The sequence below is a fragment of the Bacteroides sp. f07 genome, assembly GCF_042854785.1.
GTDB lineage: Bacteria > Bacteroidota > Bacteroidia > Bacteroidales > Bacteroidaceae > Bacteroides.
The window spans coordinates 576,295-597,296 of record NZ_BAABXI010000001.1 but is presented as its reverse complement, the minus strand read 5'-3'; the positions used below and the strand labels follow the sequence as shown (position 1 = coordinate 597,296).

The window sequence follows — 21,002 nt, the reverse complement described above, 5'->3', positions numbered from 1 at the left end:
ATTAACCAACAAAAAGAAATGGATTGCTTATGAAACAAAAGAAAATGCTTACGCTTACTTTTTCACAGTTGAAACAAATCTATGGTCAGGAGATTCCGGAATTGGTGGAGATAGCTGAAAGAAGTACTACTGTTGAGGACTTTAAGGCTGGATTGCTGAGATTGCTGGACACTTGTGATATAGAGAACCAGGCTGCGGAAGAGGCAAGGGAGCAAATTCGACTCTTACTCCAGTATGACGGGCTGGATGTGCATGAACTGTCTACGGGACAGAATATGCCGGTACGGACTATTCGGCTGCTTTATGAGTTTCTGACGGAGACGTTGGAGAATATGGAGATGCCGACAGATTTATTTATTGAGATTTTTCAGATGTTCAGACGGTTGAAAGGGGATATGGTTCCTTTTCCGTCGGTTCAGCGCATTAAGAACCGGAATGACCGGTGGGAAACGGGGTTGGACGAAGAGGTACGCGAAATTCGGGACGAGAATAAGGAACGGATGCTACATTTGCTGATTCAGAAGATTGAGAACAGGAAGTCGAAACCTTCGGTGCGTTTTCACTTTGAGGAAGGGATGAGTTATGAGGAAAAATACAAGCTGGTGAGTGAGTGGTGGAATGATTTTCGTTTTCACTTGTCAATGGCGGTGAAGAGCCCGGGAGAGTTGAACCGCTTTCTGGGTAATTCACTTTCGTCGGAGACTATGTATTTGCTTTATAAGGCACGGAAGAAAGGAATGCCGTTCTTTGCCACTCCTTATTATTTGTCGTTGCTGAATGTGACGGGATATGGGTATAATGACGAAGCAATCCGGAGTTATATTCTTTATTCGCCACGGTTGGTGGAGACGTACGGGAATATTCATGCGTGGGAGAAGGAAGATATTGTAGAACCCGGAAAGCCGAACGCAGCGGGGTGGCTGTTGCCGGACGGGCACAATATTCACCGGCGGTATCCGGAAGTGGCTATTCTGATTCCCGATACGATGGGAAGGGCTTGCGGGGGGCTTTGTGCTTCTTGCCAGCGGATGTATGATTTTCAGAGTGAACGGTTGAATTTTGAGTTTGAGTCTCTACGCCCGAAGGAGTCTTGGGATCGTAAGTTACGGCGGTTGATGACATATTTTGAAGAGGATACGCAGTTGCGGGATATTCTGATTACCGGTGGGGATGCGTTGATGAGCCAGAACAAGACACTGCAGAATATTTTGGATGCGGTATACAGGATGGCCGCACGGAAGCAGAGGGCGAACCTTGAACGACCGGAAGGTGAGAAATATGCGGAGTTGCAACGGGTACGGTTGGGATCACGATTGTTGGCTTATCTGCCGATGCGCATCAATGACGGACTGGTGGAACTGTTGCGGGAATTTAAGGAGAAGGCTTCGGCTATCGGGGTGAAGCAGTTTATTATTCAGACACATTTTCAGACACCGCTAGAGGTGACACCGGAAGCCAAAGAGGCTATCCGGAAGATTCTTTCTGCAGGATGGATTATTACGAACCAGTTGGTATATACGGTGGCGGCTTCGCGACGGGGACATACCACACGGCTTCGGCAGGTGCTCAATTCTTTGGGAGTGATGTGTTATTATACTTTTTCCGTGAAGGGATTCAATGAGAATCATGCGGTATTTGCGCCGAACAGCCGTTCGATGCAGGAGCAGCAGGAAGAGAAGATATATGGACAGATGACTTCGGAGCAGGCGGAAGAACTCTATCGAATCTTGGAGACAAAGGCGGAGATGGAAGAAGAACCGAAAGAAGATGTCGCCAAGCAGTTGAGACGCTTTATGAGAAAGCACCGTTTGCCTTTCCTTGCTACAGACCGTAGCGTGTTGAATTTACCGGCTATCGGCAAGAGTATGACTTTCCAATTGGTGGGGCTGACGGAAGAAGGGAAGCGTATTCTGCGTTTTGAGCATGACGGCACTCGTCATCATAGTCCGATTATCGACCAGATGGGACAGATTTATATTGTGGAGAATAAATCGTTGGCGGCTTATCTGCGCCAGTTGGCCAAAATGGGGGAAGACCCGGAAGATTACACCTCGATATGGAGCTATACGAAAGGAGAAACCGAACCTCGCTTCAGTCTTTACGAGTATCCGGATTTTCCCTTCCACATCACTGAGAGAATGAGCAATTTAAGTCTTGAGGGCTAATCCTTTTCTTCTTTTACACGTATTACTATATTTGCTATAATTGCAGTCAGCCCACCGTTGGTGATTCCTAAAGAGAAGACGCTTCGGGGGCTTGTTGTAATACGTCCGGCATTATTATTTCCGCAGTTTCTTATTCCAGGTTATTATTTCCTGTATCCCACCAGAGGCGTGTGCCACCATGGTCTTCTCCACCCAGCGCTTGTACAAGTGCAAGATATTGGTCAGGGTCTTCTGTCTGAAGGGTGCCGGGGAAGTTAAGGCGGCGTACCATGATTTCCGGATCTATGCATCCGTTCCTGCTATGATTGAAGCGCACGGGAAATAAGCGGGGATACCCCGTCCGTCTCTGTTCCGCCCAAGCCTCACAGCCTTCAGGGAACATGGCAATCCATTTTTGAGTGATTATCTTTTCCAGTTTCGTTTCCTTGTCGTCCTCCCTGTCCCATTTGGGAGATATTTTACAACGGGCTTCGATATTGTTCTCTTCGTCATAGGTATCTATAAAGTCAGCGGCAGTCAGGTCACTTTGCAGATACTCTTCCGCTCCATAGACTCCCCATTGCTGAAAAGAGGTCGTCACTCCGTTCCGATAGCAGACCTCTTCATCTTCGTCCGTCCATCCCCGCAAAGCGGCTTCGGCACGCAGAAACCAAATTTCCGAAGCGGTCATCAGGGGAGCATCCGTAGATTGGGTGACGGACAGTTTCGACAACCCGGCATAATGGTTGTGGGCAAAGCAGGTTCCCTGACGGATTCCACGATATTCATTTTTAAATTCAACATCCGTGCAAGGTTTGAAATAAACTTCCAGACGAGGGTCATTGTAGCCTGTCAGGATGGATTCCATCGGGGCACTCATATAGGTTTCATTCCATACAAGGTTGAGTTCGCCCAATGGATTGGTATATCCCGATTGGGTAGAAACCGCCACTTTCTCTGTAACCGTTTCAAAGACACCGTAGCCGTTTTTCTTTATTTTCCCAATTTCACCCTGCGCCTTATCGGGAACAACGGATGCCAAACGCATGGCAAGACGAAGGCGCAAGGAATTGGCAAATTTTATCCAGGAAGTATAGTTACCATCCAGCAGAATATCAAAACGGGCAAATTCATTGGCATCCGGCTTCTCCTCTATATAACCGATAAGGGCAACAACCGCCGAGTCGAGTTCATTGAAGAACTCATAATAAACATCTTTTTGCGTATCGGGACGGTAATGGTTTGCCGCGTTGGCGAAATTCTTGTAGATGATAGGACCGTAATAATCCGTCACGCGATGCATGGCTTCCACCTTTAGTATTTTCGTGATGCCGAACAAGGCAGGCTGAGTGTTCCGTGTGGCATTCTCCGACTGGTATATCTGCGGAAAAACATACGAATACATATGTGTCCACATCGCGCTGTTCCAACCGTCCTGCATATTATAGTCGGAGTTGTGCGAACCACCGTTCAGCGGTTTGGCATCATGCATATATCCGCTGAACATATCCGCATTCAGGTTCTGCGTCAACTGGAAAGGCCAGTTCTTGCCTTTCCCATAATCGTAGTTAAAATAAATACCCTGCTGGATAATTCCCAAACGGATTCCATAACCGTTATCATCAATAATCAGGTCATCATCCGTAATGCCGGATAAATCGGTATTATAGTCACGGAAATTTCCGGTACAAGCAACGGAAAACAGCAACAAGCCTGTCAGGCATAGATGTATATATTTCTTTTTCATACCTCTCTCCTACTCTTAAAATTCACATTTCACCGAGAAGCCCAGACTCCGGGTAGTGGGCATTCCGAAAACTTCGATCCCCTGATTATCGTTCCCCGTAGAAAGCACTAAATCCGGGTCAAAAGGAGCTTCCTTATACAAGAAACAAAGATTACGGGCAACAAACGAAAGTTGCACATCTTTCAGAACTTTCGTCTTCTGCATCCATTGTTTAGGGAGATTATAGCTCAATGACACCTCACGCAACCGCAGGTTGGTAGCGTCATACATATAGTATTCCGTCACTCCGGCGCGTCCGCCCACTATCTTATAGAATCCCCTTACATTATCTATCTTCCGCCCCTCAAGCATGACATATCCCCTATCCCGGGCATCGGCCGTTACTTCCGACACTCCGTAAAGATCCATTTCCGCCTGTGTCTGTGAAAGCACCTCACCGCCATAACGCCAGTCAAGCAGGAAGTAGAGGCTGAAACCTTTGTAAGAGAATGTATGGTTCCAGCCCATCATAAAGACAGGGTTGGCATTTCCCACTTTTATCGTATTGCCGTCCCCCTCCACTGATGGAAACCCTTTATTGTCGCCCTCTGTTTCGTAGACAATATTTCCCTGGTCATCACGTACAAAAGCCTTGCCGTAAATATCACCGATAGAACCGCCTTTAATAAGTTTCATCGCATAGCTGGAAGAAAAACTGGTAGGCCCGTACACCATCTCCTTCAAGTCATCATGCAATTTCACAATCTTATTCTTGTTGGAAGAGAAGTTCAGAGAGGTTTTCCAGCTAAAATCAGCACTCAGCACCGGAGTCGCGTTCAGTGTCACTTCCCACCCCCGGTTTTGGATATTTCCGGCATTCACATACCGATAAGCGTACACATCTCCTGCCAGTGCAGGGAGTTTGAAGAATTGGTTATAGGTATTAGTGCGATAATAAGTCAGGTTAATTCCCAGACGATGCTGAAAGAATCTCCATTCCGTTCCAAACTCTATGGCATGTGTCATTTCCGGCTCCATCTCCCGGAAAGGAGCGGCATCATTCGCCTGTATCTCACCACCGGCATTGACATGCGAAGAGGGGTTGGTGATATGTGCCGGAATATCATTGCCTACCTTACTGTAAGCGCCGCGCAGTTTTGCGAAAGAAATCCATCCGGGCATCTTCACCCATTTGTCGAGTAACATGGAAAGACCGACAGAAGGGTAAGCGAATCCGGATTTCTCATGCGTGGTATGCGAGAGAGTGGATGCCCAGTCATTACGGGCTGTCAAGTCAAGGAACAGTTTCTCCTTATAGCCAATCTGAGCCGTAGCAAAGAGTGATTGCAGTTGACGATGCATATCTATTTTCTGGTCAATGCTGGCGGAACTGTTCATAACGATATTGGCGATATTAAACACATTGGCAAACTTCAAAGAGGCATTTTTCGAGTCATAGCGGGTAGAGTTTGTGACTCTGTCATTTATACTGCCGCCGATAGCCGCATCCAGTGTAAAATCGCCCCAGGTTTTCTTGAACATAGCCATGATGTCTCCATACATCTGCGTCTCCTGATAATCCATCTCAAGATACCGCCCGTTCGCTCCACACAAAGCGGGAGCGGTGGAAGCATAGAACTTCTGACGTAGCTTGTCGCCCCAGTAATCCATATTGCCGCGAGCCTGAATCGTCAGCCAGCCATTCACTTTGACACTTGCCGAGAGTGCAAGGATGACACGTGTACGTGTCTCCTTACTTTGTATGCGGTTCACTATCCAATAAGGGTTCTGTTCGAAGTCTTCGGTAAATGTATGCCAGTTCTGTACCCCCAGTTTCCGGTCAGTGTCATAGGTTTCAAAGTTATCCTTATAAAATGACAGGTCTTCGCCACGGGGGAAACGATAAAGCCCTACCAGCGGATTCATATAAAAACCACCTGAGACGGGTTTATTCTCTACCGTCTGCTTCATGACATTGACGTTGCCGTCCAGTTTCAGACGTTTGTTGAACATGGTAGCTGTTTCACGCAAATTGATATTGTGCTTCTTCAGTTTATTCCGGTCAATAATCCCCTTTCCGGTCGTATTGGCATAAGAGAAGTAAGTCTGCAGGTTTTCATTTCCATAGCTGACGGATACGGAAGTGATGGATGTCAGTCCGGTACGGAAGAAATCATTCAGGTTATCATGCTTCTCCAAGTTTGCCTTTTCACCCCAGCTATCTGTCACGTCGCTTACGCCATAACGGTTCTGCATCTCAGGCAGGCTGAATGCCTTATCAAAAGTCAGTCTGGTGGAGAAGTGAATACTCCGTTGTCCGGTAGAATTTCCTTTTTTAGTAGTGATAAGAATCACACCGTTGGCTGCCATACTTCCGTATAAAGCAGCGGCGGGAGCACCTTTCAGGATACTGATGCTTTCCACATCTTCCGGGTTCAAATTAGAAATACCGTCCCCGCTATCCCGGTTTCCGGCATTTGCCGTTCCGCCAATCGCTGAATAAGATTGTTCCGAAGTGGTGTTGGACATCGGTACTCCGTCTATCACATAAAGCGGCTGGTTATCGCCGAATGCCGAACGGATTCCCCGGAGACTGATTTTTGCGGAGCCGCCCATACCGGAAGAGTTTTTATTGACCTGCACCCCGGCAGCTTTTCCGGCGAGGGCGGTAATCAGATTTATTTCTTTCACACGGCTGAGTTCCTCCCCTTTTATTTTCTGCGTGGAATAAGCCAGCGTAGCCTCATCCTTTTCGAGCCCTAAGGCGGTCACAATGACATGATCCAGTTCTATGGCACTTTCCCGAAGAAATATTTCAAGCATGGACCTGCCTGAAACTTTAACTTCTGTAGTCTCATAGCCTATAAAGGATATTTGTAAAACAGCACTATCCGGCACGGACAAGAAGAAATTTCCGTCAATATCGGTCACGGTTCCGTTGACTCCCCCTTTCTCACGTACAGTTGCACCTATAAGCGGTTCGCCTTTGGTATCGACAACGCGCCCCCTTACTGTCGTTTTATCAGCAGGGATTTCTATTGTTTGTTTTAACATCTGTTGCTCTGAAGCGTAACATTTTTCACTCAGGAAAAAGAACTGGCTTATTAAACAGCAGCTAACAACGACTTTTACTCTCAATAACATTACGATAAACCATGCATTCATTATGTCGCAAAAATAACCAATTATTTTAAATATATCATTTTTTCGCATTGATTTTGAGGGAAATAAATAGAATCACTATTTTTGCAGAAAATTAAAATGACACATAAAAATGGAAATCGAAAAACATCCGTTAGAACCGTTTCTCCCGGCGAAAACAAAGTTGCTTATGTTGGGAAGTTTTCCGCCACAGAAAAAACGCTGGTCAATGGATTTCTACTATCCGAACCTGAATAATGACATGTGGCGGATTTTCGGTGTTTTATTCTTCAATGATAAGGAACACTTTCTTAATCCGACACGAAAAGCGTTCTGCCGCGAACGAATTATAAACTTTCTGAATGAAAAGGGGATTGCGCTGTTCGATACGGCTTCTTCCATCCGCAGATTGCAGGATAACGCTTCGGACAAGTTTCTCGAAGTGGTGGAAGCCACCGACGTGGCAGCATTGCTTCGCCGACTTCCCGAATGTAAGGCAATTGTCACCACCGGACAAAAAGCTACGGATACGCTCCGGCAACAGTTTGATGTGGAAGAGCCGAAAGTCGGCGATTATGCGGAATTCGTTTTTGAAGGACGGGCCATGAGATTATACCGTATGCCTTCCTCCTCGCGGGCATATCCGCTGGCCTTGGATAAGAAAGCGGCTGCTTACCGGATTATGTATCAGGATTTACAGATACTCCCATGAAAAGAATCAGTATATAATAATAGTAATCATTAAATAATAAACTACGTATGACACCCTTATTTTTGCAATACCCGGCATGCAGTACCTGCCAAAAAGCTAAGAAGTGGTTAACAGAAAATAACATTGAGTTTGTAAATCGCTTAATCGTGGAAGAGAATCCTACGGTAGAAGAACTAAAAGCATGGATTCCACGTAGCGGCCTGCCGATAAAAAAATTCTTCAACACAAGCGGTTTGGTTTATAAAGAGCTGAAACTGAGCGAGAAGCTATCAAGTATGAGTGAAGATGAACAAATAGCGTTACTGGCAACAAACGGTAAACTGGTGAAACGCCCATTGGTAGTGACAGACAGTTTTGTTCTGGTCGGTTTCAAGCCCGACGAATGGGAAAAATTAAAATAATTCAAAACTTATTTACCCAAACATTTGCAGATTCGGAAGTTTATACTACCTTTGCAGCCGCAAACACGGGAGTAGCTCAGTTGGTAGAGCACCGGTCTCCAAAACCGGGTGTCGGGAGTTCGAGCCTCTCCTCCCGTGCAAGGATAAACAGCTGTAAGTTAATAACTTACAGCTGTTTATCGTTTACAGGTCGGACAAATGTCGGACACATTTTTTTTACCTTCCTTTGGTATCTGCCGATGAAATTCGGATGACTTTACCATATCAATTATTTTTCCAGCACCACAAAAGTAGTAAAAGTTCTACTATCCATAAATAACAGTAGAACTTTCGCTACCTTTTAACAATCCGCCATTTTATTGCGCTAAACAACCATAAACACAACTATAATATAATTGTGGTTCATCGATTTCACCTAATTCTCGAAATGCCCATGAATAAGGTAATAGCGGGTGAAAGCAAGGGGTAAGCTCAGGTGAAACTGAACATTAGCGATTTCACCTTGTCTTTTCAAAATTTCCCTTGAGCTAAAATAAATTTCATTATAGCTAATCCGGATATGCTTATAGCTAATCGAAATATGCTTATAACAAATCCGTTGTCAGGTATTAATAGATAATCCATCAGGTATTAACAGCCTGTATGTAAAGTGTTAGCATCTTGACTCTTATCTATTAATACTTGAGTTGGTAGATCTATATATTCAACACATTGAATCTATATACTTACCGCATTGAATCTATATATTCAGCACGGTGGCTCTATATGTTCAGCAATCGGTGTAAATAAATTTAAAAGGTGAAAGCAATAACGGGAGATTTTACCTTGATTTTTTCTACGCTTTCACCCGCTATCTCCTTATTCATCGATGTTTCAGAGATAAGGTGAAACTGGTGAAATTTATGAGTCAAAAGTTCATGTTGTACTTATGCGAGTCAGTAATTGAAAACAAATTCTCATTCATTTCCGCACAGAAAAGAACCGTTTTGGTTATAGTTATTCTGGAACACATCCCCAAAACTTTCAAACTGAGCCTTTAACAGTCTCAACCAAACGGATAAATTCCCTTCTATACCCTTTATCATCATTATCCAATCCTTGTTTTGCCAGACTGATTACTTTATCATAACTGGCATCTCCTTTGAAGTCAGAATTCCGGAGTAATTGTCCGAACATTGCTACAGCCGAAGCAAAGCGGAAATCAGAAGAAACATTATTTCCTTTATTATCAACAAATGGAAGTTCCATTTTCTTGCTGACATCTTTGTCCGGGGCTTTGTAACGCAGCTTCACAGTCAGGAGTTCATTAGAGCCCGTCGGTTTCACGGTTACTTTCCCTTTCTTCTGATATTTCAAATCATCTATCTTGCCTACATAATCATTCTTCACACCTGTAGGAATTACTTCGTAGAAAGCAGTCACCGTATGTCCCGCACCCATATCTCCGGCATCTTTTGCATCATTATTGAAGTCCTCGTCTTTCAGCAGGCGGCTTTCGTAACCTATCAAACGATATGCCTGTACTTGTGAAGGATTAAACTCTACCTGCAATTTTACATCTTTCGCAACTGTATGGAGAGTAGCACCAAATTCACCGACCAAGACACGGTTGGCTTCTTGCAGATTATCTATATAAGCATGGTTTCCATTTCCCTTTTCTGCCAAAACCTGCATCTTTTTATCTTTATAATTTCCCATTCCATAGCCCAATACAGTAAGAAATACTCCATTCTTCCGTTCTTTCTCTATCAGTTGTTCCAGTCCTTCTGCCGAAGAAACGCCTACATTAAAATCTCCATCGGAACAGAGGATGATGCGGTTATTGCCATTAGAGATAAAATTCTTTTTCGCTATTTTGTATGCCAACAGGATACCTGCGCCGCCTGCCGTAGAACCGCCTGCCGTCAGTTCGTCTATCGCTTCGCGAATCTTTTGTTTGTCGCTGCCCGGAGTAGACTCTAGTTTCACGCCGGCGCTGCCCGCATAAGTCACAATTGCGACTTTATCTTTATCACGTAAGTTATTCACCAATAATTTGAGAGATGACTTCACCAAATCCAACCGGTTGGCTCCCCACATAGAACCGGAGACGTCAATCAGGAATACCAGATTAGACACAGGCAGATTATCCGTCGGGATTTCTTTTGCTTTCAGGCCGATACGTACAAGACGATGATTGGTATTCCAGGGACAGGCTCCAGATTCCATGGTAATTTTCACAGGATCACTTCCTGTCGGCTTCGGATAATCATAAGAAAAGTAGTTCACTAATTCTTCTGTACGGATAGCATCAACCGAAGGCAGTTCACCTTTATTGATAAAACGACGCATATTACTATAAGAAGCGGCATCTACATCAATAGAGAAAGTAGAAAGCGGAGTATCCGATACACTCTTGAAACCGTTCTCCTGAAACTCTCCGTATTCTTCCGCATTTGCAGCATCATACATGATTCTCGGAGTCGGACATACTGCCTTGTAAGCAGTAGACATTACTTTTGCAGCTCTTGTCTCATGGCCGTATCCTACCACCACACATTCTTCCAATACCAGTTCGTCAGCTTTCATCTTCACATCCAGCGTGGCCGATTTTACCACCCTTCTCTCTTGTTTATACCCGATATACTGGAACAACAACGTTTCCCCTTTCTTAGCCTGTATCGTGTACCGGCCATTCATATTCGTTACCGTACCCTTCGTAGTACCCTTTATCTGTACCGAACAGCCAACAAGCGGAGTTCCATCCTTTGCATCCGTCACAGTACCCGACACGGTAATAGCTTGCGCGTTCACCATACCTAAAGAAACAACTGCCATCAGCAGTACGAGCATCATTGCTCTGAATTGATTTGTTTTCATAACTTCATTATTTAAAATGTTACTAATAGTTCGCTTTTACTATAGAGATGCAGATTTCACACTGATTCCATAAATGACTTGAACTTTTTTTATCCGGCAGAAAAAAAGAGTCCTTTCAAAATTCTCCCTTATTCCTTTGCCACTCATCAGATGATGTGTATATTTGCGAATCATAAACATATCACAAATATGAAAAACGAAGTCGACGGAAGGCGGGAAATAGCCTCGCGAAACACGGCCTGGGCTAATAACATTGCCCGCAAACTAACTCGTTGGGGTGTCACTCCCAATCAAATTTCCATGATGAGTGTATTCTTCGCTATGGTAGGTTGCCTCCTGCTGATTGGCACAGTTATTTATCCCGGCTTCAATAAATATGTAGCCTATATTCTGTTCATCGTTTGTATGCAGTCGCGGTTGCTCTGCAACCTGTTCGATGGGATGGTCGCCATTGAAGGAGGAAAAAAAAGTGCCAACGGAGATCTTTATAATGATATGCCCGACCGCTTTGCCGATGCATTGTTCATCATTCCCGTCGGGTATGTAGCAGGTGGATTCGGAGTCGAATTGGGATGGCTGGGCGCCCTTCTTGCTGTTATGACAGCTTATTTCCGCTGGATAGGAGCCTACAAAACACATCAGCATTTCTTTAATGGTCCGATGGCCAAACAACACCGCATGGCATTGCTGACACTGACCTTTGTAGTCGCCACCTGCACCATCCATTCAGGATACGACCGGATGGTATGCTTCACCGCTCTAATCATTATCAACATCGGTCTTATCGCGACACTGATACATCGCCTGTACCTCATGTCACACACAACAAACACTGAAATAAAATGAAAAATCTACTGGATAAAATATTCCCTACATTAAGCGATGAGTTGATTATTGTCATCTCGCTTATCATCGGATTGCTTGTTACGGCAAGCCTTATTCTTTTCCTTGTAAAAAAGATATCTCCGAAAACAAATATCAGCGAACTCGCCGCACGCACGCGCTCATGGTGGATCATGGCTGGTATGTTTATCGGTGCTGTATTTATCAGCTATAACATTTCTTATTTCTTCCTTGCCTTTCTCTCTTTCATTGCTTTTAGAGAACTTTATTCTGTATTGGGATTCAGAGAGGCAGATCGCGGAGCACTGTTTTGGGGCATACTGTCTATCCCCATTCAATATTATCTGGCTTACCTTGCCTGGTATGGAGCATTCATCATCTTCATTCCGGTAGTCATGTTCCTCGTATTGCCTTTACGGCTCGTTTTAAAGGGAGATACACACGGAATCACCAAGTCGATGGCACTGTTGCAATGGATTCTGATGCTTTCGGTATTCGGTATCAGCCACCTCGCTTATCTCCTGTCACTTCCCGAACTACCGGGATTCAGTTCCGGAGGACGGGGCCTGCTGTTGTTCCTTGTATTCCTTACGGAAATCAATGATATCATGCAATTTATCTGGGGCAAACTTCTCGGACGGCATAAGATTCTTCCGAAAGTAAGTCCGAACAAGACGTGGGAAGGTTTCCTGGGTGGTGTCATCAGTACCACTGCGATTGGTTACTTCCTCGGTTTCCTGACTCCCCTCTCCGCTCCCAACGTTATTCTGGTTAGCGCCCTCCTTGCGATTGCCGGCTTCTCGGGAGACGTGGTCATCTCCGCCATCAAGAGAGATAAAGGAATTAAAGATATGGGGAACAGTATTCCCGGTCATGGAGGAGTATTCGACCGGATAGATTCGCTGTCCTACACTGCTCCTGTATTTTTTCATTTAGTTTATTACATTGCATATTAAACGGAGAGAATGGAAAAAAGATTCATGCAATCTGCTGCCATGCAGATTATATATAAAGGTGTTTTCCACTGGTTCCTGAAATTAATCGTAGGGGTTCAGTTCACCGATTGCCGCTTCCTTAAAAAAGAAAAGCAATTCATTATCCTTGCCAATCATAACAGCCACCTGGACACCCTAAGCCTGTTGGCTTCCCTGCCCGGCGAACTTTTGTGGAAAGTCAAACCCGTAGCAGCAGAAGACTATTTCGGGAAAACCCGCTTTCAGGCTTCCATCAGCAACTTTTTCATCAATACGCTTCTTATCAGAAGAAAAGGGGAAAAAGATTCGGAGCACGATCCGATCCGTAAGATGCTTGAAGCCATCGATGCCGGGTATTCACTGATTCTTTTTCCGGAAGGAACCAGAGGAAAACCGGAGCAGATGGGAAAAATAAAATCCGGCATTGCCCGTATCCTGTCGCTACGGCCTGAAGTGAAATATATTCCTGTATTCATGACCGGTATGGGACGCTCTTTACCCAAAGGAAAGATGATCCTATTGCCATACAAAGCATCTATCTATTATGGTATGCCCGCTTTGGTAAAGAATACGGATACACATGAAATATTAGAGCAGATAACAGGTGATTTTGAAAGAATGAAAGAAAAATATCAAGTTGTTATCGACGCAGAAGAGGAATAGATGTTGTTTTTCAAAAGAAACATATCGAAACTATCGGACGAGGAATTACTGATACACTATACGAAGTCCGGCGATACGGAATATTTCGGTGAATTATATAACCGATATATCCCGTTACTGTACGGACTTTGCCTGAAATACCTGCATGATGAAGACCGGGCACAGGAAGCAGTCATGCAGTTGTTTGAAGATTTATTGCCTAAACTGGGAAATTATGAGATAAAAGTTTTCAAGCCATGGCTCTACCGGGTGGCGAAGAATCATTGCCTGCAACTTTTACGGAAGGAAAATAAAGAAATTCCGTTAGATTATACGGTTAATATTATGGAATCTGACAAATTTCTGCATCTATTAAGTGAAGAGGAAAGTTCGGAGGAACAACTGAAGGCATTACATCACTGTCTCGAAAAGTTGCCCGAAGAACAACGGACCAGTATTACGCGTTTCTTCCTCGAAGAGATGTCGTATGCCGACATTGTGGAACAAACCGGATTTACTCTGAACAATGTGAAAAGCTATATCCAGAACGGAAAGCGAAATTTAAAAATTTGTATCAAGAAACAGACCCTATGAAACTATTGGACTACATACGAGGACTCCGCAAAGGAAAAGAGGCGCACCGACTGGAAAAAGAGTCGATGAAAGACCCTTTTCTGGCTGATGCTATGGATGGATACAGCCAGGTGGAAGGGAATCACGAAGAACGGATAGAGAAACTGCGGATGCAGGTTTCGGCTCATTCTGCAAGGAATACGAATCCTTCAAAGAAGAAAAATTCGTATGCTATCACTTGGAGCATTGCTGCTTGCCTGGTGATTGGAATCGGCATCAGTACTTATTTCCTGTTTCTCAGAAAGAGTATGGCAGATGATGTATTTATCGCCAAAGAAGATATTCCTTCGGTAGTGTTCAAACCGGTCACTCCGCAAGAGGAAACAGTCGCTTTGGCTAAAACAAAAATAAAGCAGGATTCCACTCATGAAGTCACCGTGAAGCAAACGGATAAAAAAAATATAGTAGTTAAAAACAAAACCACTTCCAAACCGCAAAGCGCACCAGTAGTGGTAGCAACACCAATCATAGAAAAAAACACCAAGCAAAGTGAAACTGCCAGGCAAGCTGTAATGCAAGAAGAAACAGTAGTGGTGGATACAAATATTCCCCTCTCCGAAGTCCATGAAATGAAAGTGGCAAAAGCAGCCACTCCCAACCGGAATTTTATAAAGGGGAAAGTGACGGATGAAAAGGGACAACCAATCATTGGAGCCAGTGTAGCATATACCGGAACAAATATAGGTACAATCACAGACCTCAACGGTGAGTTTGCATTAAAAAAAGAAAAAGATAACAATGAACTAACAGCACAGTTTATCGGTTACGAACCGGTAGAAATACCCGTAGATACCAGCAGGACAATGTTAATTGCCATGAATGAAAATAAACAAAATCTTGATGAAGTGGTAGTAGTGGGATATGGCAGCAGTAAGAAATCCACCGTCACCGGTGCCTCGGCAACAGTTTCTTCAAAAACAAAAGATAAACACCTGACTCCACAGCCGGTAATAGGTAAACGTAAATACAAGAAGTATTTGGAAGAAAATCTTATCCGCCCGAATGATGACAAGTGTAAGGATGTGAAAGGCGAGGTAGTACTTGCTTTCTTTGTTGACAAGGAAGGAAATCCACAGAACATCACTGTCGTCCATGGAATATGCGAATCTGCTGATAAAGAAGCAATCCGGCTTGTCAAAGAAGGTCCGAAGTGGACGTTCGGAAACCTTCCGACAAGGATTACGGTACAGTTCTGATTTCTTATATCAGTTCGTAGCTGGCCATTTGTATCGGCATATCCAGATTGTGAAGCACTTTCTCCAACAGAATACCTTCGCGGTTGTCATATTCATAACCGAAAGTGGCACGGATGCCTTGCAGGATAAATTGCGTGGCACGGTCTAATGCCATCGGAAGACTGTCTCCCTGCATTAATGAACCTGTAATCACGCTGGTAAAAGTATCTCCCGTTCCGGGATAATGGGCGGGCAGATAGGGACAGGTCACTTTCCAGTAACGGTTTCCCTGGCGGTTGTATGCATAAACCGAAGTTTTGTGAGGTTCGTCATGCACAGGAACACTGGTAATAATAACGACTTGCGGACCTTTATCAGACAAAAGACGAAGGTATTCTTTCAATTCCTCGTCCGTATTATCTGCCTTATAAGGCCTGTCCAGTAAATAGAACAGCTCTGTCAGATTAGGAGTAACCACATCCGCCTTAGTTATCAGGTGACGCATCTCTTTTACCATTTCCATATCAAAGTTGGTATACAGACGACCGTTATCCCCCAATACCGGATCAGCTACTATCAGGCTATCCGGCTGGCGGAAGTCTTTGATAAAATCGGAAACAATCTGAATCTGTTTCGGAGAGCCGAGGTATCCGGTATAAATAGCGTCGAACTGGACTTCCAGTTTCTTCCATCCGGCTATAATCTTCGGCATTTCATCCGTCAGGTCCAAAAAGGAGAAGCCGGGATACTGCGTATGGTTAGACAGTACTGCCGTAGGAAGCGGACAGACTTGAAAGCCCATTGATGACAGGATAGGAATAACGACAGTCAGAGATACGCGCCCCATCCCCGAAAGGTCATGGACAGCAGCTATTTTCTTTACTTTATTGGCATACATATTACTTATATTTAAATCAAAATGACTAATACATCCCGCGCTCCATGTGCACCCATTACCAATGCCTGCTCGATGTCGGCTGTCTTTGAAGGGCCGGAGATGAACGTACCGAACTTATATTCCTGTCCGTCCAATTCATGGTAAGCATCATACATGGTGTCCACTATTCTATTCCGGTCGAGCAGGATAACCAGTTTCTCCGAAATAAAATATACAGCCTTATACTTCACTGTCTGCGGTATCCAAATGGCTCCGTTCTCGGCTACGCCGATTTCTCCTTTCACTACTGCCACATCCGTACCGTCCAACTCTTTCGGGTCATCCAAGTTGTCGGGATTGAAAGTCGCACAGGAAATTTCCGGCAATACGGAAGCAATGCGCATAGCGTCGGGATATGTCCTGCGTATCACGGCATCCACATCTTCCCCTTCGCCCAACACGACCGCTGTGCCGCCAACCGCACGGCTGATAGCACAAAACTGCTCTATCTTATCCGGATATGACAATCGTTCCATATCCGCTATATCCGGCTTATCATAACGTACTTGCGTATTCTTACGGATACTGGCTAATATTTCTTCTCTACTGCTCATTTGGTCTCCTCCTTTCCCTGTACCTTGTTTTTCTTCCACATTTCATTGAACGACTCTTTAGCGAATTCCGGCAATTCGCGCCCTTTCCCCCAATCATCGAAATCATTGTATTTCATAAAACGAGGCAGGCTGTTTATTACCGGGGCAGCCCACAAAGCAGCGTTGAACAACGCCGGACGTTCCATCAGGAACTTCATGCCACCGGACATTATCTTCTTTCCCGTATTTGCCTTTCCAAGCCCATCCAAATCCTGACGCCATTTATAAATCTGTTCGGCCAAATCGACTTTCACCGGACAGACATCAGAACAGGACATACACAATGAGCAGGCAGAAAGATTATCATAATACTTCTCCGGATTATGCGCCATTCCCAAATTGATTCCGATAGGACCGGGAATGAAATAGGTATAAGAGTATCCACCACTCCGGCGATATACAGGACAGGTATTCATGCAGGCACCACAGCGGATGCAATTCAATGTCTTGATATGGTCGGGCTTGGAAAGCAGAGAACTCCGTCCATTGTCTACAATGATGATATGATATTCGCCACCTTCACGCGGACGACGGTAATGAGAAGTGTATGTCGTCACCGGCTGCCCGGTAGCCGAACGCGCCAACAACCGGGTAAACACACCCAGCGCATCCAAATCCGGAACAATCTTTTCCATACCGAAAGCGGCAATATTCAGTTTCGGATATGAGGTTCCCATATCGGCATTGCCTTCATTCGTACAGACAACGATGTCTCCGGTAGAAGCCACGGCAAAATTAGCTCCTGTCATGGCAGCTTCGGCATTCAGGAAAAGGTGGCGTAAGTTCTTCCGGGCGGCATGCGTCAGGTAAGTAGGGTCAAAGTTTCCTTTTTCCGTACCCATTTCTTTCTCGAAAAGTTCGCCTACCTGTTCCCGTTTGATATGAATGGCAGGCAGTACGATATGACTGGGCTCGAGATGCATCAGTTGCAGGATACGTTCGCCCAAATCGGATTCTACAACATCAATACCACGCTCCATCAGAAAGGGATTCAATCCACATTCTTCGGCAAGCATAGACTTGCTCTTTATGAAATGATGTACGTTATGTTCGTTCAGTATCTCGTAGACGATGGCACAGTACTCATCGGCATCTTTCGCCCAATGGACAATGGCACCGTTGGCGGTAGCATTCTTCTCGAACTCCAGCAGAAGCTCCTCAAGGTGGCTGTTGGAATACATTTTCAGTTCACAAGCCTTGTTGCGCAACTCTTCCCATTCGGGAACTTCCTTGCTCATCTTATCCCTTTTGGCGCGAACCATCCAAAGGGTTTCGTTATGCCATGCTGCCATCTTGCCGTCCTGCAAGAACTTTTCGGCAGCCTTTGAATGTTTTGTACTCATGATTGCGACGCTAGAATTTCTACAATATGGATAATCTGAATAGGCAGATGCTCCCGTTTGATGACGCCTTGCATATGCATCAGACAGGAACTGTCCGCTCCGACAATGTATTCGGCTCCGGTAGCCATGTGGTCTTTTACCTTATCCCGTCCCATGCAGACGGACACGGCCTGTTCTTCCACGGCAAACATACCGCCAAAACCGCAGCACTCGTCGATATGGCTGGGTTCGAAAACTTCGATACCTTCGACCAAATCGAGCAAATCACGTAGTTTATTATAATAAGGAATATTTAACTCAGTGGGAGCCGAAATAAGCAGTTCGCGCACCCCATGACAACTATTGTGAATACTGACCTTATGAGGAAAACGTGCAGGGATTTTCGAAGGTTTCAGCACATCGTGAATAAAATCACATATGTCATAAATCTTCCCCGCACTCTGGCAGGCATGCCCTTCTTTCTTGAGAATACCGGGATGGTTCTCTTTCACAAAAGCCACACAACTGGCGGAAGGACCGACAATGTAATCGTACTTTTGGAACAAATCGTCAAAACGGAGTGCTAACTTCACCGATTCATCTTCAAAACCGGCATTCGCCATCGGTTGTCCGCAACAGGTCTGGTCTAGCGGATAATCGACGTCTACTCCCAAACTTTTTAATAGTTTATACGATGCCACGCCCACATTGGGATAGATAGCATTGATATAACAAGGAATAAACAAACCTACTTTCATAACTATATCATGTAATAATTTAAGCTTCTTCCGCCACATCCGTCTATCAGTCTAGCGGATGTCGATTAATTTGTGTGTTTGCAGGCTGAGTCTCCATTTGGGATGTTGCATTACACAATCCACTGTAGAAGCAGTGTTATTACAAGAACAAGGCTGAAGGAAAAAATGTTCGGTAGGCAACAGTTCATAAATACTTATATCTTGTCCTTCATAGACAACTTTCACTTCATCCATCCGGTCAATAGCCAGTTTTACTCCTTGTTTGGGCGAGCAGGTCACCCAGTCTATGGCTTTGGGCAAGGGGCGTGTGCCGTTCGTTTCGATACAAACATATTTACCCGCCCGGTGCAGACGGTCGATAAATTCGTCATCTATCCACAAAGAGGGTTCACCACCCGTCAGAACAACGGTAACGGCGGGATATTTTTCTACTTCGGAGATAATTTCGTCGTCGGTCATCATTCTTCCTTCCTCGTGTTGCGTGTCGCAAAAGTCACACTTCAGATTGCAACCGGAAAAACGGACAAAGATAGCCGGAGTTCCGGTATGGTATCCTTCGCCTTGTAAACTGTAAAAGATTTCATTAATCTTTCTCATCGTTATATATGTTTTGTTCGCTACTCTTTACTCCTGCTCTTCTCCTGCTACAGGATCTTTCTCATAGACAACGGTGTTTCCCTCCGACTCCTGCACTTCTACTTTAAAGCATTGCGGAATCTGTTTACAAACCCACCGGGCAATATTCTCGGCTGTAGGATTAAAAGGAAGTACTTCATTCAGGTTCTGATGGTCGAGTTTCTCCTTAACCACCTCTTTGATACGGGTGAAATCGACTACCATTCCCTCGGAATTAAGTCGTGTGGAACGACAATAAACGGTGATAATCCAGTTGTGACCGTGTAGACTGGCGCATTTACTGCGATACGGGAGCACCAGCTTATGGGAAGCTGAAATCTCCATGCGTTTGATTACTGTAAACATTGCTGTACGTATTTTAATAGTTATATGCATCTAATGTCACCTCGATGCAACGGCAAAGGTAATACAAAATAGAGTTTTCATTCAGCAGAGACAGTTATTTTTTCCTATTTTCGCAGTATCTTTGCCGTATGAAAACTCTATGTATCATTTTAGGAAGCATTTCCCTGGCACTCGGTATTCTCGGCATCTTTCTGCCGTTATTGCCTACCACCCCCTTTCTGCTACTCACAGCCGCCCTTTACTTCAAGGGCTCGCCCCGATTATACAACTGGTTACTGAGCCACCGGCATTTCGGTCCCTATATCCGCAACTTCCGCGAAAATAAAGCCATTCCGCTACGAGCCAAGATTATCTCACTTGTACTGATGTGGGGAACAATGCTGTATTGCATCTTCTTCCTGATTCCTCTGCTATGGGTAAAGATTCTCCTGGGACTGATAGCCGCAGGTGTCACTTATCATATTCTTTCTTTCAAGACATTGAGATAGTCGGAAAGCCCCTGACGGGCATCGGCCAGCTTATCTTCCCAATGTTTCACGGAGTTCTGCCCGATAATATCGGTCACATATTTCACGGAAATAAACGGAATTTCTTTCGAACGGCAGACGAATGCCTGCGCATAGGCTTCCATATCGACCACGTCTCCGCTGACATGGGTCAACTCCGTCAGAAATCCATCTCCTGTATTACAGATTCCATTCTCCGTCCAGTGTCCGCAATATCCTTTCGCCTCAAGCAATGCCGTAGAGTCGATTTCACATTCCATTCCCAACCCTGCCAGCTTCTGCATATCACGGTCTACAAACTTCCGGCAGACGAAGATATCCCCTACCTGATGATTGACAGTTCCGGCACTTCCGATATTTAAAACCAAGTCGGGTTGTACCTGTCGAATAGCTTCTGCCAAATGAAAAGCGGATTTCACTTTACCGATGCCTGTACGGATGTAATACGGCTCTACATCAGGCCACTTTATTTCCACAAATTCGCCTTGGACGGCGTAAGTTACTAATATTTTCAACATGAGGTTTCCTTAATTTTATTGAACTGCAAAGATATAGTTTTTCCTGACCATTACTGATTTTATAAAGTAATTATTGCTACAGAACTCCCCCATTCTCTCGTCCAACCCGCTATTTTACCCTAAAATGCACATTTTAT

The 21,002-nt window shown here is 44.7% G+C and carries 19 protein-coding genes and 1 tRNA gene; 10 read left to right on the top strand and 10 right to left on the bottom strand.

Annotated features, from left to right (window positions below; genetic code table 11):
- Window positions 1-29 precede the first annotated feature (29 nt).
- A complete protein-coding gene (locus ACGHVY_RS02405) occupies window positions 30-2,165 on the top strand; it encodes a KamA family radical SAM protein (RefSeq protein ID WP_390596897.1) in 2,136 nt (711 codons plus the stop codon).
- Window positions 2,166-2,295: 130 nt separating this feature from the next.
- On the opposite strand, the gene ACGHVY_RS02400 is transcribed toward ACGHVY_RS02405, so the two are convergent.
- Together ACGHVY_RS02400 and ACGHVY_RS02395 are read right to left on the bottom strand one after the other, a co-directional pair.
- The gene (locus ACGHVY_RS02400; RefSeq protein WP_390596895.1) at window positions 2,296-3,891 is read right to left on the bottom strand and encodes a SusD/RagB family nutrient-binding outer membrane lipoprotein; all 1,596 of its coding nucleotides are present in this window, start codon (window positions 3,889-3,891) and stop codon (window positions 2,296-2,298) included.
- A 15-nt stretch (window positions 3,892-3,906) separates the two neighbouring features.
- Window positions 3,907-7,035: a SusC/RagA family TonB-linked outer membrane protein gene (locus tag ACGHVY_RS02395; RefSeq protein WP_390596894.1), complete on the bottom strand. Its 3,129-nt coding sequence runs from the start codon at window positions 7,033-7,035 to the stop codon at window positions 3,907-3,909.
- A 109-nt stretch (window positions 7,036-7,144) separates the two neighbouring features.
- On the opposite strand from ACGHVY_RS02395, the gene ACGHVY_RS02390 reads away from it, so the two are divergent.
- The 3 genes from ACGHVY_RS02390 to ACGHVY_RS02380 all read left to right on the top strand — a co-directional run bounded on the left by ACGHVY_RS02390 (window position 7,145) and on the right by ACGHVY_RS02380 (window position 8,262).
- Window positions 7,145-7,723, top strand: a complete 579-nt coding sequence (locus tag ACGHVY_RS02390; RefSeq protein WP_308744623.1) for a uracil-DNA glycosylase family protein — start codon at window positions 7,145-7,147, stop codon at window positions 7,721-7,723.
- A 47-nt stretch (window positions 7,724-7,770) separates the two neighbouring features.
- The gene (locus ACGHVY_RS02385) at window positions 7,771-8,124 is read left to right on the top strand and encodes an arsenate reductase family protein (protein ID WP_308744624.1); all 354 of its coding nucleotides are present in this window, start codon (window positions 7,771-7,773) and stop codon (window positions 8,122-8,124) included.
- A gap of 65 nt (window positions 8,125-8,189) precedes the next feature.
- Window positions 8,190-8,262 (top strand) — tRNA-Trp (locus ACGHVY_RS02380).
- Between the two features lie 885 nt (window positions 8,263-9,147).
- Here the strand turns inward: ACGHVY_RS02380 and ACGHVY_RS02375 are convergent.
- The gene (locus ACGHVY_RS02375; protein ID WP_390596892.1) at window positions 9,148-10,983 is read right to left on the bottom strand and encodes a von Willebrand factor type A domain-containing protein; all 1,836 of its coding nucleotides are present in this window, start codon (window positions 10,981-10,983) and stop codon (window positions 9,148-9,150) included.
- A gap of 189 nt (window positions 10,984-11,172) precedes the next feature.
- Between ACGHVY_RS02375 and ACGHVY_RS02370 the strand changes: the two genes are divergently transcribed.
- From ACGHVY_RS02370 to ACGHVY_RS02350, 5 genes are read left to right on the top strand one after another with little or no spacing between them, the layout of a single operon-like run.
- Window positions 11,173-11,829 (top strand): CDP-alcohol phosphatidyltransferase family protein, encoded by a 657-nt coding sequence (locus tag ACGHVY_RS02370; RefSeq protein WP_390596890.1) that lies wholly within the window; start codon window positions 11,173-11,175, stop codon window positions 11,827-11,829.
- Window positions 11,826-12,782, top strand: coding sequence for a phosphatidate cytidylyltransferase (locus ACGHVY_RS02365; RefSeq protein WP_008021067.1), 957 nt, complete (start codon window positions 11,826-11,828; stop codon window positions 12,780-12,782). The genes ACGHVY_RS02370 and ACGHVY_RS02365 overlap by 4 nt, the downstream gene beginning before the upstream one ends.
- 24 nt (window positions 12,783-12,806) lie before the next feature.
- The gene (locus ACGHVY_RS02360) at window positions 12,807-13,463 is read left to right on the top strand and encodes a lysophospholipid acyltransferase family protein (protein ID WP_390599638.1); all 657 of its coding nucleotides are present in this window, start codon (window positions 12,807-12,809) and stop codon (window positions 13,461-13,463) included.
- On the top strand, window positions 13,464-14,036 hold the full coding sequence (locus tag ACGHVY_RS02355) for an RNA polymerase sigma factor (protein ID WP_390596888.1): 573 nt from the start codon (window positions 13,464-13,466) through the stop codon (window positions 14,034-14,036).
- A complete protein-coding gene (locus ACGHVY_RS02350; protein WP_390596886.1) occupies window positions 14,033-15,271 on the top strand; it encodes a carboxypeptidase-like regulatory domain-containing protein in 1,239 nt (412 codons plus the stop codon). Before ACGHVY_RS02355 ends, ACGHVY_RS02350 begins: the two co-directional genes overlap by 4 nt.
- 4 nt (window positions 15,272-15,275) lie before the next feature.
- Here ACGHVY_RS02350 and ACGHVY_RS02345 read toward each other — a convergent pair whose 3' ends face one another.
- The 6 genes from ACGHVY_RS02345 to ACGHVY_RS02320 are packed head-to-tail and all read right to left on the bottom strand — an operon-like array spanning window position 15,276 to window position 19,841.
- Entirely contained in the window at window positions 15,276-16,148 is an 873-nt protein-coding gene (locus tag ACGHVY_RS02345; protein ID WP_308744628.1) for a pyridoxamine kinase, read from the bottom strand.
- Between the two features lie 11 nt (window positions 16,149-16,159).
- Complete coding sequence (locus ACGHVY_RS02340) at window positions 16,160-16,741, bottom strand: LUD domain-containing protein (protein WP_308744629.1); 582 nt, start codon at window positions 16,739-16,741, stop codon at window positions 16,160-16,162.
- Window positions 16,738-18,123, bottom strand: coding sequence for a lactate utilization protein B (locus tag ACGHVY_RS02335; RefSeq protein ID WP_390596883.1), 1,386 nt, complete (start codon window positions 18,121-18,123; stop codon window positions 16,738-16,740). Before ACGHVY_RS02335 ends, ACGHVY_RS02340 begins: the two co-directional genes overlap by 4 nt.
- Entirely contained in the window at window positions 18,120-18,860 is a 741-nt protein-coding gene (locus ACGHVY_RS02330; RefSeq protein ID WP_390596882.1) for a (Fe-S)-binding protein, read from the bottom strand. The genes ACGHVY_RS02335 and ACGHVY_RS02330 overlap by 4 nt, the downstream gene beginning before the upstream one ends.
- Window positions 18,861-18,911: 51 nt before the next feature.
- Complete coding sequence (locus tag ACGHVY_RS02325) at window positions 18,912-19,457, bottom strand: radical SAM protein (protein ID WP_308744632.1); 546 nt, start codon at window positions 19,455-19,457, stop codon at window positions 18,912-18,914.
- 27 nt (window positions 19,458-19,484) lie between these two features.
- Complete coding sequence (locus tag ACGHVY_RS02320; protein ID WP_308744633.1) at window positions 19,485-19,841, bottom strand: 6-carboxytetrahydropterin synthase; 357 nt, start codon at window positions 19,839-19,841, stop codon at window positions 19,485-19,487.
- Window positions 19,842-19,969: 128 nt separating this feature from the next.
- Here ACGHVY_RS02320 and ACGHVY_RS02315 point away from each other — a divergent pair, with 128 nt between their 5' ends.
- Window positions 19,970-20,329 (top strand): YbaN family protein, encoded by a 360-nt coding sequence (locus ACGHVY_RS02315; RefSeq protein WP_308744634.1) that lies wholly within the window; start codon window positions 19,970-19,972, stop codon window positions 20,327-20,329.
- Here the strand turns inward: ACGHVY_RS02315 and ACGHVY_RS02310 are convergent.
- Complete coding sequence (locus tag ACGHVY_RS02310) at window positions 20,299-20,865, bottom strand: nucleosidase (protein WP_390596880.1); 567 nt, start codon at window positions 20,863-20,865, stop codon at window positions 20,299-20,301. The genes ACGHVY_RS02315 and ACGHVY_RS02310 overlap by 31 nt on opposite strands.
- Window positions 20,866-21,002: the final 137 nt, after the last annotated feature.

What these genes read in the sequence shown, in the direction of transcription:
- ACGHVY_RS02405 (WP_390596897.1), top strand. Translation starts at nt 30, where the DNA reads ATGAAACAAAAGAAAATGCTTACGCTTACTTTTTCACAGTTGAAACAA.
- ACGHVY_RS02400 (WP_390596895.1), bottom strand. Translation starts at nt 3,891, where the DNA reads ATGAAAAAGAAATATATACATCTATGCCTGACAGGCTTGTTGCTGTTT.
- ACGHVY_RS02395 (WP_390596894.1), bottom strand. Translation starts at nt 7,035, where the DNA reads ATGAATGCATGGTTTATCGTAATGTTATTGAGAGTAAAAGTCGTTGTT.
- ACGHVY_RS02390 (WP_308744623.1), top strand. Translation starts at nt 7,145, where the DNA reads ATGGAAATCGAAAAACATCCGTTAGAACCGTTTCTCCCGGCGAAAACA.
- ACGHVY_RS02385 (WP_308744624.1), top strand. Translation starts at nt 7,771, where the DNA reads ATGACACCCTTATTTTTGCAATACCCGGCATGCAGTACCTGCCAAAAA.
- ACGHVY_RS02375 (WP_390596892.1), bottom strand. Translation starts at nt 10,983, where the DNA reads ATGAAAACAAATCAATTCAGAGCAATGATGCTCGTACTGCTGATGGCA.
- ACGHVY_RS02370 (WP_390596890.1), top strand. Translation starts at nt 11,173, where the DNA reads ATGAAAAACGAAGTCGACGGAAGGCGGGAAATAGCCTCGCGAAACACG.
- ACGHVY_RS02365 (WP_008021067.1), top strand. Translation starts at nt 11,826, where the DNA reads ATGAAAAATCTACTGGATAAAATATTCCCTACATTAAGCGATGAGTTG.
- ACGHVY_RS02360 (WP_390599638.1), top strand. Translation starts at nt 12,807, where the DNA reads ATGCAATCTGCTGCCATGCAGATTATATATAAAGGTGTTTTCCACTGG.
- ACGHVY_RS02355 (WP_390596888.1), top strand. Translation starts at nt 13,464, where the DNA reads ATGTTGTTTTTCAAAAGAAACATATCGAAACTATCGGACGAGGAATTA.
- ACGHVY_RS02350 (WP_390596886.1), top strand. Translation starts at nt 14,033, where the DNA reads ATGAAACTATTGGACTACATACGAGGACTCCGCAAAGGAAAAGAGGCG.
- ACGHVY_RS02345 (WP_308744628.1), bottom strand. Translation starts at nt 16,148, where the DNA reads ATGTATGCCAATAAAGTAAAGAAAATAGCTGCTGTCCATGACCTTTCG.
- ACGHVY_RS02340 (WP_308744629.1), bottom strand. Translation starts at nt 16,741, where the DNA reads ATGAGCAGTAGAGAAGAAATATTAGCCAGTATCCGTAAGAATACGCAA.
- ACGHVY_RS02335 (WP_390596883.1), bottom strand. Translation starts at nt 18,123, where the DNA reads ATGAGTACAAAACATTCAAAGGCTGCCGAAAAGTTCTTGCAGGACGGC.
- ACGHVY_RS02330 (WP_390596882.1), bottom strand. Translation starts at nt 18,860, where the DNA reads ATGAAAGTAGGTTTGTTTATTCCTTGTTATATCAATGCTATCTATCCC.
- ACGHVY_RS02325 (WP_308744632.1), bottom strand. Translation starts at nt 19,457, where the DNA reads ATGAGAAAGATTAATGAAATCTTTTACAGTTTACAAGGCGAAGGATAC.
- ACGHVY_RS02320 (WP_308744633.1), bottom strand. Translation starts at nt 19,841, where the DNA reads ATGTTTACAGTAATCAAACGCATGGAGATTTCAGCTTCCCATAAGCTG.
- ACGHVY_RS02315 (WP_308744634.1), top strand. Translation starts at nt 19,970, where the DNA reads ATGAAAACTCTATGTATCATTTTAGGAAGCATTTCCCTGGCACTCGGT.
- ACGHVY_RS02310 (WP_390596880.1), bottom strand. Translation starts at nt 20,865, where the DNA reads ATGTTGAAAATATTAGTAACTTACGCCGTCCAAGGCGAATTTGTGGAA.